Origin of the sequence: Neobacillus rhizophilus, assembly GCF_018343535.1 — a bacterium.
GTDB lineage: Bacteria > Bacillota > Bacilli > Bacillales > Cytobacillaceae > Neobacillus > Neobacillus rhizophilus.
Window position 1 is genome coordinate 959,434 of sequence record NZ_JAGYPF010000003.1, and the last position, 17,715, is coordinate 977,148.

Annotated in this window: 12 protein-coding genes and 2 rRNA genes; 7 read left to right on the forward strand and 7 right to left on the reverse strand. The window is 42.4% G+C overall.

Features of this window, described 5'->3' with window-relative positions:
• Positions 1-24: 24 nt before the first annotated feature.
• The gene (locus KHA99_RS18155; RefSeq protein WP_213118848.1) at positions 25-618 is read left to right on the forward strand and encodes a TetR/AcrR family transcriptional regulator; all 594 of its coding nucleotides are present in this window, start codon (positions 25-27) and stop codon (positions 616-618) included.
• Between the two features lie 147 nt (positions 619-765).
• Here the strand turns inward: KHA99_RS18155 and KHA99_RS18160 are convergent, their stop codons facing one another.
• Together KHA99_RS18160 and KHA99_RS18165 are read right to left on the reverse strand one after the other, a co-directional pair.
• A complete protein-coding gene (locus KHA99_RS18160; protein WP_213118849.1) occupies positions 766-2,091 on the reverse strand; it encodes a hypothetical protein in 1,326 nt (441 codons plus the stop codon).
• A 39-nt stretch (positions 2,092-2,130) separates the two neighbouring features.
• Entirely contained in the window at positions 2,131-3,036 is a 906-nt protein-coding gene (locus KHA99_RS18165) for a hypothetical protein (RefSeq protein ID WP_213118850.1), read from the reverse strand.
• A 1,106-nt stretch (positions 3,037-4,142) separates the two neighbouring features.
• Here KHA99_RS18165 and KHA99_RS18170 point away from each other — a divergent pair.
• Both KHA99_RS18170 and KHA99_RS18175 read left to right on the forward strand, forming a co-directional pair.
• Entirely contained in the window at positions 4,143-5,522 is a 1,380-nt protein-coding gene (locus tag KHA99_RS18170) for a UDP-glucose dehydrogenase family protein (RefSeq protein WP_213118851.1), read from the forward strand.
• Positions 5,500-6,642, forward strand: coding sequence for a glycosyltransferase family 4 protein (locus KHA99_RS18175; protein WP_213118852.1), 1,143 nt, complete (start codon positions 5,500-5,502; stop codon positions 6,640-6,642). The genes KHA99_RS18170 and KHA99_RS18175 overlap by 23 nt, the downstream gene beginning before the upstream one ends.
• Positions 6,643-7,489: 847 nt before the next feature.
• On the opposite strand, the gene KHA99_RS18180 is transcribed toward KHA99_RS18175, so the two are convergent.
• Both KHA99_RS18180 and KHA99_RS18185 read right to left on the reverse strand, forming a co-directional pair.
• Positions 7,490-8,257, reverse strand: coding sequence for an ABC transporter ATP-binding protein (locus KHA99_RS18180; RefSeq protein WP_213118853.1), 768 nt, complete (start codon positions 8,255-8,257; stop codon positions 7,490-7,492).
• Positions 8,258-8,270: 13 nt separating this feature from the next.
• Entirely contained in the window at positions 8,271-10,625 is a 2,355-nt protein-coding gene (locus KHA99_RS18185; RefSeq protein WP_213118854.1) for an ABC transporter permease, read from the reverse strand.
• A gap of 482 nt (positions 10,626-11,107) precedes the next feature.
• Here KHA99_RS18185 and KHA99_RS18190 point away from each other — a divergent pair, with 482 nt between their 5' ends.
• Positions 11,108-11,320 carry an Rpn/YhgA-type helix-turn-helix domain-containing protein gene (locus KHA99_RS18190; protein ID WP_213118855.1) on the forward strand — a complete coding sequence of 71 codons (213 nt, stop codon included), beginning with the start codon at positions 11,108-11,110 and terminating at the stop codon, positions 11,318-11,320.
• A gap of 112 nt (positions 11,321-11,432) precedes the next feature.
• Here the strand turns inward: KHA99_RS18190 and KHA99_RS18195 are convergent, their stop codons facing one another.
• A complete protein-coding gene (locus tag KHA99_RS18195) occupies positions 11,433-12,158 on the reverse strand; it encodes a 3-ketoacyl-ACP reductase (protein ID WP_213118856.1) in 726 nt (241 codons plus the stop codon).
• 241 nt (positions 12,159-12,399) lie between these two features.
• On the opposite strand from KHA99_RS18195, the gene KHA99_RS18200 reads away from it, so the two are divergent.
• From KHA99_RS18200 to KHA99_RS18210, 3 genes are all read left to right on the forward strand, one after another.
• Positions 12,400-12,933, forward strand: a complete 534-nt coding sequence (locus KHA99_RS18200) for a CueP family metal-binding protein (RefSeq protein ID WP_213118857.1) — start codon at positions 12,400-12,402, stop codon at positions 12,931-12,933.
• Positions 12,934-13,349: 416 nt separating this feature from the next.
• Positions 13,350-14,198 carry an alpha/beta fold hydrolase gene (locus tag KHA99_RS18205; RefSeq protein WP_213118858.1) on the forward strand — a complete coding sequence of 283 codons (849 nt, stop codon included), beginning with the start codon at positions 13,350-13,352 and terminating at the stop codon, positions 14,196-14,198.
• 106 nt (positions 14,199-14,304) lie between these two features.
• Positions 14,305-14,676: a MarR family winged helix-turn-helix transcriptional regulator gene (locus tag KHA99_RS18210; protein WP_307852095.1), complete on the forward strand. Its 372-nt coding sequence runs from the start codon at positions 14,305-14,307 to the stop codon at positions 14,674-14,676.
• A 134-nt stretch (positions 14,677-14,810) separates the two neighbouring features.
• Here the strand turns inward: KHA99_RS18210 and rrf are convergent.
• Together rrf and KHA99_RS18220 are read right to left on the reverse strand one after the other, a co-directional pair.
• A 5S ribosomal RNA gene (rrf, locus tag KHA99_RS18215) occupies positions 14,811-14,927 on the reverse strand.
• 239 nt (positions 14,928-15,166) lie between these two features.
• Positions 15,167-17,715 (reverse strand): 23S ribosomal RNA (locus KHA99_RS18220); the annotation flags it as partial.

Genomic DNA, 17,715 nt, shown 5'->3' on the forward strand with positions numbered 1-17,715 from the left:
GAAAAAAAGAAAAGAGTGAAGAGGATGCCTCCATTAAATGAGCAGCAACTAGACCAGAACCGTGAAGAACGAAGAGAACAAATAAAGAGAGCGGCTCTAAAAGTATTTGCAAAGCGTGGAATTATTGGCACGAAAATAAGCATGATAGCCAGGGAGGCAGGAATCAGTCAGGGGCTTACCTATCGATATTACCATTCAAAGGATGAACTTTTTATTGACCTTGTTAAGGATGCAATGGAAGAAACCGCCGAGGCCTTTGCATCATTGGAGAATATGTCGGGCTCTCCAGTAGAAAAAATCAAAGATTTAACCAAGAAAATGCTCGATACAAGCAATAAACATTCGTTTATGCTCATACAACAAGTACAAACCTCTGATGAAGTCCCAAACAAGGCAAAGGAAATTGTTCGGCAATACCCGATTCCCTCTTTCATTGAGCAGCTGATTCCCGTTTTTAAAAAGGGGCAAGCAATGGGAGAATTTTGTACGGGCGACCCTGCTAAGCTTTTGATGCTCTACTTCTCGGTCCTTTCCGGTTTGATGTTACTCCCGAATAAGGATGAGGAGGGTCATCAAGTCCTGGATGTAGATATTTTAATGAAACTTATAAGAGAATAGCTCCTCTTACGATTATTTCTATTAAGATGAATTTATCTCCAATCGAATGTTTTGCACGTAAAAAAGGCCCGACTACTGGATTAGAGCAATCGGGCCTTTTTTGTATTTCAGGGATTGGCCGGTGGGACAGTCCCCTAAACATACAAATTATTCTTTTGTTGCAGCTTCAACAGTTGTATCTTCAGCAACTACATCGTCTGTGGTTTCTTCAACTGTTACAACTGTTTCCGTATCTTTCACAGTTACAGCTTGTACAGCTGAATTGGCAGCAGCGACAGCTTTTGCTTGCGCGCTTGCTTTTACGCTAGCCTGTGCTTTTTCTTTGTTTGATAGGGATGGGTTTACTTTTTCTGTATCAACTGTTTCTTCTTCAGTTACTTCTGCAGTTTCATCAGTAACGACTTCTGTTTCAACTTTAACTGCTTCTTCAGCTCCTGCCTCAACAGTAACATCTTCTGCAACAACCGCATTAGCTTCTTCCGTGGCATCAGTTGTTTCTTCAGTAGCTTTATCAGTTACAACGGCTGCATCCTCTTCAACTGCATCTTCAGTAGTTTTATCTGCTACAACCTCGGTATTGTCCTCTACTGTAACTTCAGTTGTTTCTTCAGCTTTTTCTTCAGTTGCTGCTTCTTCGGAAACTTCCCCAGAAGCATGGACAGCTGCGTTTGCATTCGCGTGAGCTTTAGCCGTATCACTTGCATGTTCGTATGCTTGTGAGTTTATTTTATTGGCAGCTGAAGGATTGACCTTAGGTTCTTTATTTGTGTCTGTGTCTGTGTCTATGTCTTCGTCATCTGAATCTGCATCTTCTTCATTCTTCGAAGTTACGATACCTTCGTGATTATAATCGACCTTCTTTGAATCAGAATCTTGGTCGGCATTTTCGGTATCCTCTGCAGCGTCTTCAGAAGCAATATCTGTTGCTTGTACATCTTCCTTAACGGCCGCTTCATCTTCAGCTGTTACAGGCTCTTCTGCTTCCACTTCGGATTCCGTACCTTGCTCTACTACTGGCTCTTGTACCGGAGCTTCCTCGATTACCGGCTCTTCTGCAACGGGTTCTTTTACCGGAGCTTCCTCGATAACTGGCTCTTCTGCAGCAGGTTCTTGTACTGTAGGTTCTTGTACTGTAGTTTCTTCCACTTTTCCAATCTTGCCGAGAACTGCAGAGTTCGGATTAGCATGCATTTTTGCCGTTTCACTGGCATGCACACTCGCTTGAGATTTGGCTGCTTGTTGTGCCTTCGGCTGTTCCTTCACAACTGGAGTAGTTGGTGTAACAGGAACTGCAGGTTTTGACACGTTAACCTTCACTTTTTGTTCAGCCTTTACTTGAACGGTGTGTTGTGGTTTTGCCTTATCAGGTCCTGCCGCCTCGGTAAAATGTGCTCCCGCGAAAACTCCAAACGATACTGCTCCTGCTAATACAAAAGATTTCATCACTTTATTTGTGTTTAAATAATGTTTCATTATCCTATTCGCTCCTTTAATTTTCGTATGCCGTGGCATTTAGCTGCGGTTAACGGTTTTAAAAAAAGGAGCGGCTTGCGGCGGTGGTGAAGGCGGGGCATTCACCCATTGGGTATTCAGTAATGCATCGCGAGTAAGGAACGGCTGGACAAGTCTCATTTCAAAGTACTTATTCCATTCAAACCACTTATCTACCAAACTAATGGTTCCTATTCCCGTGATAACCCGATCATTTGATGAGCCGCCGGAATTAGTTGAACGCTGTGTTGGGTTACTTGCCTGATCGACTGGAGGCAGCTCTTCCCTACTTGAAGGAGCCTTGTCCTTTTCTACAGGAGCGGGCGACGGTGGTTCAATACTCACCGCAGGATTACTATTTGATATGTTGGGTTCTTCCTCTTGAGGCTGAAGTCGAGAAACCAAATACGGTGATTCGATTTTATCTTTTGCCTCATAATCAGGGGGATTTTCAGTCATATCATATGTAAGTAGTTGTTCCGTTTTAAACCCGCTGTCTTTTTCCTGAGCAGCTGCCTTTTTCTCCTGGCCTGGAGTATTTACGGTTTTGCCAGCATTTTTTGTGTCTGACAAACCATACCCATTTCCTTTGGCCTGCACCGGCAAAGCTTTTGCCGTTTCATTAGCAGGTTGAGGGGAAGCGACCGGTTTAGGAGCAGCTTTGGAAGGAAGTGATTTAGCTTCCTTGCTGTTTTGTTTAGCTTGTTCAGGTACTTGCACCGTTTTTTCTATTGGTTTAGCTCTTTCAGCAATTGAAGGAACGTTAGCTTGTGCAGCTGAGTTCTTCGATGTTTCAGAAGTTTGTACCATTTCTTTATTGGACTGTAACGGTCCATTTTGTTCACCCTTCTCAGCGAAAGCATTTCCTGGCAAGAATAGAGCTGCCCCCATCATAAGAGCTGGTATTAGAAAATGGCGGAAGTGCATTGTCTCACCCCCTTTCCTCTTAACGACATTTTCATAGACAGCATTCGATATATTTAAACACTTTTTGACCATTTTTTCGCCCATTTGCAAGAAACGATTCTTTTCTCCCACAAGAATGATTCGAAAGAAGCAGGGGACAGTTCTGTGCTTCGTTTGTTAATAGGTTTCTGGTACCTATACTGTTGGGGTGCTAGGGAAAATGCTAATAGGACTACACCATCACTGGAAGGAAAAATCCAGTTTATACGGACCCAATCCCTCTGAAAGGACATTCTACCTACCGTATAAATAATTTTGATAAGAAATAAGGGGTGTTACTTTTGAAATATTTAGGAATGACTATTCCCTTTAGAGGATATTTTTAAAAAACGAAGTACAAAAAAACAAGAATTTTGTCGAATAATATAAGAGTTAAGCAAAAAGTCCGATTACACTAAGCAAGACAAGGAGCTAATCCCCCCTAAAAGAAGTAAAAAGGAAACTTTCTTAAGAACCAATACGATTTTTCTATCGGCCTGCATTTACTTACATATGTCTATATAATCAAAAATCTAAATTTTTTATATTTTCCGAGGTGCAAATATGTCATTAAATCTTAAAAGGAAAGTGGTAGACAAGAAAAAAAAGAAGGAAATACTTGTTCGTAGATTAGATTTGCTGTTGCAACAAAACAGAAAATTGAAGACTTATGGAAAAGAATCTTAAATTCTAGTTATCTTGGGGTTTATTGGAGATGAATTTTACTTTCAATCTTTCATAGATTGAAACTCCTGAAACACCCTATTATGCAATGATTCTTGGGAGCTGATCCTTATAAAAGGTTAGCACCCGATATATATTGCATAATCATATTCGAACTGTTCGTTAACACAACCTTTTTAAAAGTTCCTCTTTCCCCTTTCCTTTTTATTTATCATCTTCTACATTCCTGCCTAGACACACCAAGTTTATCTGTTAACTGCTCCTGTGATAATCCTGCTCTCATAATGAAATTAGCAAAGGGACCGCTCCCTTTAATGAAGTCTTTACATTCTTTTAACACTAGGTTTAGAAAGAATACTTATTTTCCTAATATATTATAAGGAAGCTAGTTTAGGGGGGATTTGATGAAGATAACCGTTGCTGGAGCAGGATATGTGGGATTGGTTACTAGTGCGGGTTTGGCTGAATTAGGGCATCAAGTCACATGCATAGACATTCAAAGGGAGAAAATTGACTTGCTTCAAAACAATCGTTTGCAAATCTACGAGCCAGGGCTTCGTCATCTCTTGGCAAAAAATCTTCAAAACGGAAAACTGGTCTTTACAGTTGACCCTCATCTTGCCTATTCAAATACAGAAATCATTTTTATTGCCGTTGGGACGCCTGAGAAATCCGGAGGTTCAGTAGAACTAAAATATATCCATGAGGTTGCCCAACAAATAGCTCACTTTATTGAAAATGACGTCATTATTTGCACAAAAAGCACTGTGCCAGTTGGAACAAACGACTTAATTAAACAAATTATCGAAAATCAAAAGGCCCCGACGCTTCGGGCCGAAGTGGTCGCAAATCCTGAATTTCTCCGGGAAGGCTCAGCAGTTCATGATTTTTTCCATGGCGACCGTATTGTGATTGGTACCGATAATCTTGAGGCAGCTTCGATTTTGAAAAAAGTTTACCAGTCCTTAGACATCCCCGTCATAATAACAGATATTAGAAGCGCAGAAATGATAAAGTATGCATCAAACGCCTTTTTGGCAACGAAAATTAGCTTTATCAACGAGATCGCTAACATTTGCCAAAAAGTAGGGGCTGATATTGAAGAAGTGGCTTTTGGAATTGGTCATGATAAACGGATTGGTCCTGACTTTCTTAAAGCAGGCATTGGTTATGGGGGTTCTTGTTTCCCGAAAGATACAAAAGCACTTTTAGGAATTGCCAGTGGTGTTGAACATCATTTCGATTTACTAGCGGCTGTCATTAACGTAAATAACTTTCAACAATCATTGCCTGTTTTGATGGCAAAAGAAGCCATAGGCTCGTTACAAGGTAAAAAAGTAGCTTTGCTTGGATTAGCATTCAAGCCTGAGACTGATGATATTCGTGGTTCAGCTTCCCTTAGGATTGTAAACGAACTACTTACAGAAGGGGCCATTGTCAGAGCTTATGATCCGGCAGCTATCCCAAATGCACAGCGCGTTTTAGGCGATACGATTGAATACGCATATGATCTTAGATTTGCTCTTCACGAAGCCGAATTGGCGATTATTGCAACTGATTGGGCACAAATCAAAAATGCCCCACTTGAAGTATATCCATCCTTTATGAAAGACCCGATCATAATCGACGGGCGAAATTGCTATTCACTTAAGGAAATTCAAAAGCATTCGCTTACTTATCTATCAATAGGAAGGCGCTGTATTTTTAAAGATAGTCTGATAGATGATAAAAAAATACTGCATTTTAAGGAGGAGGGATCATATGAAGATTGCCATTTTCACTGATACATTTTATCCCGACATCAATGGAGTTGCCCAAACCCTTAAACGATTGACAAATTATTTAGCTGAGCAAAAAATTACCTTTAAAGTCTTTGCCCCAACTTCCACGGTAGAAGAAGATCAATCCTGCCCTATTCATCGATTTAAGAGCCTGCCCTTTTTCTTATATCCAGAATGTCGCTTAGCTGTACCAAATCTTTTCGAAATCAAGTCAACAATCCAGGATTTTTCCCCTGATTTAATCCATGTTGCCACTCCCTTTTCCATTGGACTTTGCGGTGTTTATCTTGCAAAGAAATTAAACATTCCTCTTGTTGGCTCCTATCACACCAATTTCGATCGTTACTTACAGTACTACGGTATGCCCTATCTTTCAAAAATCACTTGGAAATATATGCATTGGTTCCATCGACCATGTGAAAAATTGTTTGTTCCCTCCATTGATACGTACCAGCAACTAAAACAGCAAGGGTTTACCAATTTAGAGATTTTTCCTAGAGGCGTAGACTGTAAGCTTTTCCACCCTCATTATGATACCGCTGAGGTCAAAAGTCTCTACAAGTCTGAAGGAAAGTTCCTGCTTACTTACGTTGGCAGGCTAGCGCCAGAAAAGGATCTGGAAACACTTCTTGCGGTCGCAAAATCTATTCCCGCGGAATTAAATGAAAAAATACAGTGGTTAATTGTTGGGGATGGCCCATTACGTGAAAAACTCGAAGCTCAAGCACCAAATAACGTAATCTTTACAGGATACCTAAATGGGGAAAATTTGGCCCAAGCCTATTCTGCATCTGACCTATTTGTTTTCCCCTCTTCGACTGAAACATTCGGAAATGTTGTTCTTGAAGCACTTGCTAGTGGCATTCCCGTCATCGGAGCGAATTCGGGTGGCGTAAAGAATATCATTAAATCTGGTGAAATCGGAATTTTATGCCCCCCGGGTAATGTGGAGGAATTTACAAAAGCCATTATTCACCTAATAGATAATATTCCACTTAGAAAGCAAATGGGGATAGCCTGTAGAAATTATGCCCTAACACAAAGTTGGAACAGAATTTTTGAAGATCTAATTTGGCAATACACAAAGGTTATAGATGAACAGAACGAACGGAAATATGCTTAAGATAAGACAGAAGGATAATGTGTAATAAAAAGGTACACGGGGACGGTTCAAGACCACTGAAAAATGATTCTAAGAAGCTGGAGCGCGACTTTTCATGGGCTCACGGGCAAAATAGCTGGCTTATTTTTACCGGTCCGCTTCTTTTCTTGGGCTCACGGGCAAAATAGCTGGCTTATTTTTACCGATGCGCTTCTTTTCTTGGGTTCACGGGCAAAATAGCTGGCTTATTTTTACCGGTGCGCTCCTTTTCTTGGGCTTACGGGCAAAATAACTGGCTTATTTTTACCGGTCCGCTTCTTTTCTTGGGCTCACGGGCACAATAACTGGCTTATTTTTACCGGTCCACTTCTTTTCTTGGGCTCACGGGCACAATAACTGGCTTATTTTTACCGATGCGCTTGTTTTCTTGGGTTCACGGGCAAAATAGCTGGCTTATTTTTACCGGTGCCCTTCTTTTCTTGGGCTCGCGGGCAAAATAGCTGGCTTATTTTTACCGGTGCCCTTCTTTTCTTGGGCTCGCGGGCAAAATAGCTGGCTTATTTTTACCGGTCCGCTTCTTTTCTTGAGCTCACGGGCAAAATAGCTGGCTTATTTTTACCGGTGCCCTTCTTTTCTTGGGCTCGCGGGCAAAATAGCTGGCTTATTTTTACCGGTGCGATACATCTTTTGCGTTCATGGGCAAAATAGATAGCTTATTAAAGACATTTTTGCCTTCACCCAAGGCAGTTTGTCTTTAAGAAGGCAAGGTAAGGTGTGTTTTCAGCGGTCCTCGGACGGTTCTCATTCACCAATTTATGTCTTTCGACAAAAATGAGGCATGAGAACCGTCCCCATGCCTCCCCATGCCTCAAAACCCATTTTCCACTAACCATTTCATTATGCTTTCTTCTCTTTTCTTAATATTGTCATGCTGTTCATTGTATTTACTCATTTTCTTCTGTGCAACAATTATTCCATCTACCATAAACAGTATTCTTTCGGTTTTTGCTGCCACCTTTACATCATGAGTTACGAGCATTACGGTTGTCCCTTTTTTATTAATCTCTGCAAGAATGGTCATAATCTCTTCTGTGGATTTGGAATCTAATGCTCCGGTCGGTTCGTCTCCAAATATGATATCCGGATTATTTATTAATGCTCTGCAGATGCCAACTCTCTGCAGCTGTCCACCAGAGCCTTGGGTGATAGTATGATCGGCAACCTTTTCAATTCCTGTCATTTCCATTAGCTTTTTTGCCTTTTCATAGACCGCATTTTTATCCGCATCTTTTGAGACAAGTGCAGGAAACAACACATTGTCAATCAATGATAGATTTTTTAATAGATTAATATCCTGAAAGATAAATCCCATATTTTTCAAACGGAGCTCGGCCAGTTCTTCTTCTTTCATGCTGCTGATTTCTCTGCCTTTAAATTTCACACTGCCGGAAGAAATTCGATCCATTCCGCTTATATTGTACAGCAGTGTGGATTTCCCGCTTCCGGACGGTCCCATGACCGATACGAATTCACCTTCTTCTATATCCAGGTTGACATCCCTCAAGATATGAAGCTCATTCTCATTTCCTAATGCTACTTTTTTGTATACACTTCTTGCTTCTATTATATTAGTCATATTATATTTCTCCTTAACTTCTTAATACGACAGATAAATCATCTTTTTCGGCTACCTTACAGCACTCAAATATCGTCAATCCAACGGCTATCATCAGCGCTAGCGGACAAAGCAGCCAGGTCTGCCATATAATATCGACAAATTCAATTTTGGCCGCTCCCATATAAGAAATGGCCGTACTTACAAGAAACTCCCCTAAATAATTCGAAACCAGAACGCCAAGTATAATTCCCACTACCAGGACCATCATCGTTCCTGCCATATATTGATGACTAATTTGCTTGGACGTTAATCCCACACTTCGCATGATGGCGATCTGAGACATATCCTTTGATAATAGCATTCGCAGGAATAATGAAGTGATCAATACAGCTATGATGAGGGCGATTGCGATTCCGCCTATCACCACCGTGCTCATCTGTTCAATGAGATTTCCAAGAGTCTGATAGGTATACTCCTTAATATCATTTACCTGCGCAGAATCGTACGTACTCTGGTAGTAGTCCATTTTCATGCGTTTATCAACGCCCGGAGCCATATCCATGCTCACAATGTACCAAAGAATGGCCTCTTTATTTACCCCAAGACTCGTATTCGCCTTTGCTGTTTTTCCCCCATTTGTAATATCCTGATAAATACCCGTGACTGATAAAGTCTGTTCTTCCCCGCCAACCCTGACTGTTACTTCCTCTCCTACTTTCTTGTTTAATCCATCTTTTCCAGCATTGGCAAAGGAAAGCGAGATTTCTCCTTCCCTCTCAGGTGCTCTGCCTTCCAAATATTTTAATGGAAATTCGGAAAAATCTCCGGTTTCAATATTAAGATAGTCCCAAGAACCTTCCGCATTTTGAACTGGGTAGGAACTTGTGATGTAGGTTGCAAACTTTTCAACATCATTATCATTTTTCAACTCTTCCTGCAGTTTTTTAAAATCTTCTGTAATACGATCGGTCCTTCGAAGATCGATTCTCATGTCGGATTTTCCTATTCCCATATATGTGGAAAACTCAGGGGAGTTCATAGTGTTAAAAATGTTTAAGGGGAGTATGACAATAAACGTACATACGATAAAAATAACAAACAGCAGTCTGTATAATTTGTATCGTTTCCCTACATCCCTAAGTCCGATGTAAATATTGGTGCTGATGAATTTGTTCTTAAGCAGCGAAAAACTGTATTTTCGGCTCTTTCCAGGCTCCGTAAAATCTCTCCTTAAAGCTTCCACCGCAGAAATTTTATCGATTCTTTTCAATATTTTCTGGCAGTACATCACAATCATGAAATAGACAAGTAATGGAGCTATTAGCGATAGTACATATTTTAAGCTTCCTGAAAAATCGGAAGATAAATAAAGCCTCATGTTACTGTTTAACAGATTTACCGCTGCAAAGGACATCAGATAACCAATCAGACCGGCTGCTGCTGAGATGACTCTATATTTGTTCAGATAGACCTTTTTTATATCTTTTTTGGGTATCCCCATTGCTTTCATAATACCGATTTCTCTAATATCTTCATCAATCGTTGCCAGAAATGTAAGTCTGATACAGAGAGTAGCAATCACAATGAGCAAACTGCTGATAAAAATAATGACAATCGCAACGGCCATATCTGACATGGCATTAAACAACGTAAATATTTTTCCTTCGATGATGGGGCCGTTTGCCGGGAGACCCGCTTCGTTATAGGCAGTCTGAACAGCAGCAGCATCCCCGTTTTCATCCAATTTGAATTCAATCAAATATTCCAGTTCCCCAGCCCGCATTTCAAGCATTTCATCATAGTCATTTTGATTGATCACAAAACGTTTAGAAGAAGTAAGGGAAGAGTTCATCTCAAAATCTCTTGCATAATCTGAAATGACAAACTCTCTCTCATACCTTCCGCTTTTCAACTTAATCGTATCACCTATTTTTAGGTCATGTTGCTCCATGAAATAGATGGGAACGGCTACGAAACCCTCCTTTACATCCAGCTTTTCATTATCCAGATCCAAGATAAAATCAAATTTCTGATTCTGTACAATAAAGGAAATATCCTGTATCGTTCCTGCCAACGTTTGATTTTGGCCAAAATGAATATTGCTTCCATCAATATTCTGAAGCACCATCGTCTCCTGCATCGCAATATAGTCACGGTATTGTTCCGTAAATTGGTCAATCTCTGCCTGGTCATATTCTCCGGCATGCATCATCGTAATGTCAGCTGGTACTGCACGCTCCTGAAGAGCTGACATCGACTGAATCAGATTGGCAATGTTATTGATGGCACTAGCTGCCAAAATAACGGACATCGTGATAAATACAAAGACTGTTATTGATACAATTTTGTTTCTTAGGAAATCATTTTTGACTATTTTTAAAAACAAAATTTTTCCTCCTTCCTGCATCCGATAACATTTTTTATCCTTGTCTCTATCCATCTTTGTCAGTTGTTCGGAGGAATCATTTCCATCCAGTTTTTTGATTCATAATATCACTACACGCTGTCTTCTTAGTAGAATTAACGTGGAATTATTTTCCTCCCCGCTAAAGTAATCATACAAAATGATATTAATAAAATTAACCTGCTGGAGCCTAATTACTTACTAAGTCCACAGCCCTATATTAGAAAGATGACTAAGTAAGATTATTAGAAAATAATCAAATCTTTTAAACATAATACAAATTAAAAATGAGGCACGAGAACCGTCCCCATGCTTCCAAAGGGGAGTGAAAAAGAGAAAGTCCAGGTAAAAAGGAATTTTTACGGTTGTTAGTCAAAATGGAATTAAATCCCGCGAAAACGGAATTGATAAATGGATTTTTTGAAACGTATTTAAAATTGAATGAAAGTGAGGAGAAGTGTCTTATGGAAGAAATTAAGCAATTGGATAAAGATGAAGCGGAACAAGTCTTGAAACTGCCTAATTCATGGAGGGAAAAGGGAATTCAGGAGGGAGAACTCGAAGCCCAAAAGAAAATTGCTCTTAACTTATTAAAAGAAGGATTACCAATTGAGTTAATTTCAAGAGCTACAAATTTGGATTATGCTGAGATTGAAGAGTTAAGAGGTCGGCTATAAGTCACAGAGCAGCGGGAGTCAGCCCCCCGCTGTTTTTTCTTATATGTTTAAAAGAAAGCTTTATACAGAATTATTCCATTATGAGCTAGCCCCTTTAGATTGCACCAAAAGATTAGAATGGGTTCGTCGCCAGCATGCCTGCTGTTTTTACATAAATGCGTGGATGCAATTTTAATTGAGCAACGATAAACTCAGCAATGTCTTCCGGCTGCATATATTTTTCATCATTGTTTTCTGCGATTAGGTTTGTTTTTACAGCTAGTTCAGTAGCCACTGTGCTCGGGGTTAAGGCGGTAACGCGGATATTGTTTCTTCTGACTTCCTGTGCCAATGATTCCGTTAAACCAATAACCCCAAATTTGGATGCACTGTACGCACTGGATGTGGCAGCCCCGTTTAATCCATTTGTAGACGAAATATTGATAATGTCACCACGATTTTTTTCTATTAATTGCGGAAGGACCGCACGCGTTACATAATAAGTCCCCATCAAGTTGACATCAATAATTTGCTTCCATTCCTGCGGGTCCATCTCTAAAAGTGTGGCAAATTTTCCAATGCCTGCATTGTTAATCAGAATATCAGCTGTTCCCAGCTCTGCTGTCAATTTTTCCACAGCTTGGTCTACGTCTTCTTGAGATGCAATATCCACTGTCGCGTAAGCTGCTTTCACTCCTAAACCTTCTACTTCACTTACGACCTTCTTCAATTCAGCTTCTGTTCTGGCAAGCAAACCGATGTTTACACCTTCATTCGCTAAAGCCAAGGCTGCGGCTTTGCCAATGCCTCTTCCAGCACCAGTGATGAAAGCTACTTTTCCTGTTAATGATTGTGCCAATTTCAACAACTCCTTCCACATCTCATTATATTATTTTGAGAAAATGATTCTAACAATATGCTCCCAAAACTTATAAATCGTGGATTTAAGAAGGAAGAGTTCATCCGACAAGTGTGAGGTGCCCTCGTTAGTATTTTGATACAAATCTGAATAAATTGTGAATAAGTCTGGAAAAAGCGGAGAACAAGAATTTTATATAGTATACTAGGGTATAGTAAATAGCCGGAGGTGAATCCATACCATGAAGTTGAAACTTATCACAGCGCTATTATTGGCTTCTAGTTTTTTGGCTGCTTGTTCTGGAAATAGCCAGGATCAAGGGGCCGCTGAAAAAGAGAAGCCGAGTAACGTTAAGGAAATGGTTAGCGATTACAGCGCACGGAAATTAAAAGCCGAAAATGCATCCATTACCTCTCAACAACTTATTGTTACGGACAAGTCTGGAAAAGAAACCAGTTATGATTTGCCGAAGGACGATTTTTTCGTGTCGATTGCACCTTATACAAATCAAACTCATCCTTGAACGAATCATAGCTTGACAGGTTGTCAAGGTGAACTAGCAAATGAAAAGTTTGATGTATATATGGAAGACAGTGATGGAAACGTGGTCGTAGACAAAACCGTTACATCACAATCGAACGGATTTATCGATTTTTGGCTCCCACGCGATAAAACCTATCAGATTAAGATTTCACATAATGGAAAAAAGGCAGAATCAAAGATTTCCACATTTGAAAATGACGCCACTTGTATTACTGACATACAGTTATTTTAGAAAAAGGGGTCAGTCCCTCGCTCAGCTGAAGCTTTAAAGCGACGGGGGACTGACCCCTAATTTTATTTCTCCCACCAGCTGTTCCAACAATCCCTCTTGATACCCAGCCATTTTCTGGACCTTCATGGCGCTTACTACATCTGCCAGTTCCGATCAGGAGATTGCATACATCTTGGCAAGTATGCTCGAAACATCCTCTTCGAAGACGACTTTTTAAGGGATGAATTTTTTATCGTAAATTATGTTACCTATAGATTTATCCAAGAAAAAAACACTGGTACCTTTGAAGACTTAATACAGGATTCTATCATCATTAAACTGGTCTATTTTTACTGGATTCTAATATTTTTTATAATAGGAATCGCCTTTTACAAAGTAAGCGTCTAGACAATAAATTCAGGATAAGGGGCTGGAATATGATTGAAAACACGATGAAGCTGCCGGACGGAAGACGATTAGGGTATGCAGAATACGGGCAACAAGACGGGTTTCCGATTATTGCAATGCACGGAACACCTGGGGCACGGATTTTGGGAGCCTTTAGTCGGTTGGAACAGATGGGACAGAATCCATCGGCAAAGCCCTTCCGGATTTTTGTGATGGAGAGATCCGGTTATGGTCTTTCTACTCCTCAACCTGGTCGAACCATCGATAACGTTGTGGAGGATACAAAATTTTTTGCTGATCGCATTGGATTGGAGCAGTTCGCTGTTTTTGGCGGATCTGGTGGAGCTCCCTTTGTCCTTTCCTGCTGTCAACGCCTACCTCATCGTGTCACGAAAGCAGCTATATCAGCCGGGGTTGGACCTGTTTACCTACCTAATTTTTTCGAAAATATTAGCGATGAGGAAAAAGCCTTCCTTAAGGGTGCCATGGGAGACTCTGAAGCCATTGTTACCTTTGCCAAGGATGCCCAAGCAGACCCTGTTGGGTTCATTAAAGAATTGCTGGCCCAGTCGAATGAGCAAATACCGGCAGAGATCCCCGATGCTTTCATCCAAATGATCGTTGAAAGTACGAAAAGTCCATACGGGATGATAGACGATTACCGCTGCTTCGGCCAGCCTTGGAATGTGAGCTTCGAAGATATTCGTACTCCTGTTCAGTTTTGGCACAGCGACGCTGATGAATCCGTGCCGATCTCACATGCAGAGTACCTTGCGGAAAAAATTCCGGGGGCCGCCTTAAGACGATTCCATAACCTTAGTCATATTGAAACGTCCCATGCTGCACTTCCGGAGGTACTGGATTTTCTGGCGGAGTAGATTAATATTTTTTTATAAAACAGGAAATGAGCAGGCCAAAATAAACCTGCTCATTTAAAAAGCTCTTTTTTTTAAATGTGTGTCTTTTACAACTTCCGTTCATCGCGTGACACATGAATTAACCCAAAACGCCAAATCTGATTCCATCACTCAAGTTCAATACAACATTCTCGAATATATAACCGTCAATCAGCCAGTTACCCTTAGTGATATCAGTGATTGTCAGCACATACCGATGCCAAATACTAGTCGTGAGGTGAAAAAATTAAGCGAAAAAAATCTAATTGAAAAGATAAATGATTCCGAGGATCGACGAAAACAATACATTCGTCTCTCTAAAGATGGAGAAATCATGATGAACGAAGCCTTTGCATGTGTAGAATCCCGTTTCCAAAACCGAATACAAAATGCTTCGAAAGAAGATTTTGAAGATATCGATCGCGCTCTAGATATTCTTCAGACAAAACTATTTTATTAGTAGAAATGAAATTACAGACGGTTCTTATGGTCCAATCAATTTTTTGTCTATGTACTAAAAAAGCCAGCAGAACCGTTCCACACTTCACAAATCAAACAAAAAAAAGACAACCTGAAAATGGTTGTCTTTTTTTTGCCCGGCAGCGTCCTACTCTCACAGGGACTTGCGTCCCAACTACCATCGGCGCTGAGAAGCTTAACTTCCGTGTTCGGGATGGGAACGGGTGTGACCTTCTCGCCATTGCTACCAGACCTATTTATTTAGAGGTTTCATTCCCTCAAAACTAGATAATGTAGAAGAAGTTTAGTAAAAACGAGTTCGCCATATTACTTTGATAATTGTCTAGCTCCAGCGTCCAGCAACTAGTGTCCTTCGGTCTTTTCCCTACGATAAGTCAACATCGATTCGCTATCGCTCATCGTGTTTCCTTTATCTCAGTCAAAGCCCTCCAGGCCATACGTTGCTAACCGGCCGCTTCCGCTTTTCGATTTTGGTTAAGTCCTCGATCGATTAGTATCAGTCAGCTCCACACGTCACCGCGCTTCCACCTCTGACCTATCAACCTGATCATCTTTCAGGGATCTTACTAGCTTGACGCTATGGGAAATCTCATCTCGAGGGGGGCTTCATGCTTAGATGCTTTCAGCACTTATCCCGTCCGCACATAGCTACCCAGCGATGCCTTTGGCAAGACAACTGGTACACCAGCGGTGCGTCCATCCCGGTCCTCTCGTACTAAGGACAGCTCCTCTCAAATTTCCTGCGCCCACGACGGATAGGGACCGAACTGTCTCACGACGTTCTGAACCCAGCTCGCGTACCGCTTTAATGGGCGAACAGCCCAACCCTTGGGACCGACTACAGCCCCAGGATGCGATGAGCCGACATCGAGGTGCCAAACCTCCCCGTCGATGTGGACTCTTGGGGGAGATAAGCCTGTTATCCCCAGGGTAGCTTTTATCCGTTGAGCGATGGCCCTTCCATGCGGAACCACCGGATCACTAAGCCCGACTTTCGTCCCTGCTCGACTTGTAGGTCTCGCAGTCAAGCTCCCTTGTGCCTTTACACTCTGCGAATGATTTCCAACCATTCTGAGGGAACCTTTGGGCGCCTCCGTTACATTTTAGGAGGCGACCGCCCCAGTCAAACTGCCCACCTGACACTGTCTCCCACCCCGATAAGGGGTGCGGGTTAGAATTTCAATACAGCCAGGGTAGTATCCCACCGACGCCTCCACCGAAGCTGGCGCTCCGGCTTCTCAGGCTCCTACCTATCCTGTACAAGCTGTACCAAAATTCAATATCAGGCTACAGTAAAGCTCCATGGGGTCTTTCCGTCCTGTCGCGGGTAACCTGCATCTTCACAGGTACTATAATTTCACCGAGTCTCTCGTTGAGACAGTGCCCAGATCGTTACGCCTTTCGTGCGGGTCGGAACTTACCCGACAAGGAATTTCGCTACCTTAGGACCGTTATAGTTACGGCCGCCGTTTACTGGGGCTTCGATTCAGAGCTTCGCTTGCGCTAACCCCTCCTCTTAACCTTCCAGCACCGGGCAGGCGTCAGCCCCTATACTTCGCCTTGCGGCTTTGCAGAGACCTGTGTTTTTGCTAAACAGTCGCCTGGGCCTATTCACTGCGGCTCTTCGGGGCTATTCACCCCAAAAAGCACCCCTTCTCCCGAAGTTACGGGGTCATTTTGCCGAGTTCCTTAACGAGAGTTCTCTCGCTCACCTTAGGATTCTCTCCTCGCCTACCTGTGTCGGTTTGCGGTACGGGCACCTTTTATCTCGCTAGAGGCTTTTCTTGGCAGTGTGGAATCAGGAACTTCGGTACTATAATTCCCTCGGCATCACAGCTCAGCCTTAAGGTGAACGGATTTTCCTATTCACCAGCCTAACTGCTTACACGCACATATCCAGCAGTGCGCTTACCCTATCCTCCTGCGTCCCCCCATCACTCAAACGATAAAGAGGTGGTACAGGAATATCAACCTGTTGTCCATCGCCTACGCCTTTCGGCCTCGGCTTAGGTCCCGACTAACCCTGAGCGGACGAGCCTTCCTCAGGAAACCTTAGGCATACGGTGGATGAGATTCTCACTCATCTTTCGCTACTCATACCGGCATTCTCACTTCTAAGCGCTCCACCAGTCCTTACGGTCTAGCTTCAACGCCCTTAGAACGCTCTCCTACCGCGGACACCATAAGGTGTCCACCCACAGCTTCGGTGATACGTTTAGCCCCGGTACATTTTCGGCGCAGAGTCACTCGACCAGTGAGCTATTACGCACTCTTTAAATGGTGGCTGCTTCTAAGCCAACATCCTGGTTGTCTAAGCAACTCCACATCCTTTTCCACTTAACGTATACTTTGGGACCTTAGCTGGTGGTCTGGGCTGTTTCCCTTTTGACTACGGATCTTATCACTCGCAGTCTGACTCCCACGGATAAGTCATTGGCATTCGGAGTTTGTCTGAATTCGGTAACCCGATGAGGGCCCCTAGTCCAAACAGTGCTCTACCTCCAAGACTCTAACTACGTGAGGCTAGCCCTAAAGCTATTTCGGAGAGAACCAGCTATCTCCAAGTTCGATTGGAATTTCTCCGCTACCCACACCTCATCCCCGCACTTTTCAACGTGCGTGGGTTCGGGCCTCCATCCAGTGTTACCTGGACTTCACCCTGGACATGGGTAGATCACCTGGTTTCGGGTCTACGACTACATACTATTTCGCCCTATTCAGACTCGCTTTCGCTGCGGCTCCGTCTCTTCAACTTAACCTCGCATGCAATCGTAACTCGCCGGTTCATTCTACAAAAGGCACGCCATCACCCATGAACGGGCTCTGACTACTTGTAGGCACACGGTTTCAGGATCTCTTTCACTCCCCTTCCGGGGTGCTTTTCACCTTTCCCTCACGGTACTGGTTCACTATCGGTCACTAGGGAGTATTTAGCCTTGGGAGATGGTCCTCCCTGCTTCCGACCGGATTTCACGTGTCCGGCCGTACTCAGGATCCACTCAGGAGGGAACGAAGTTTC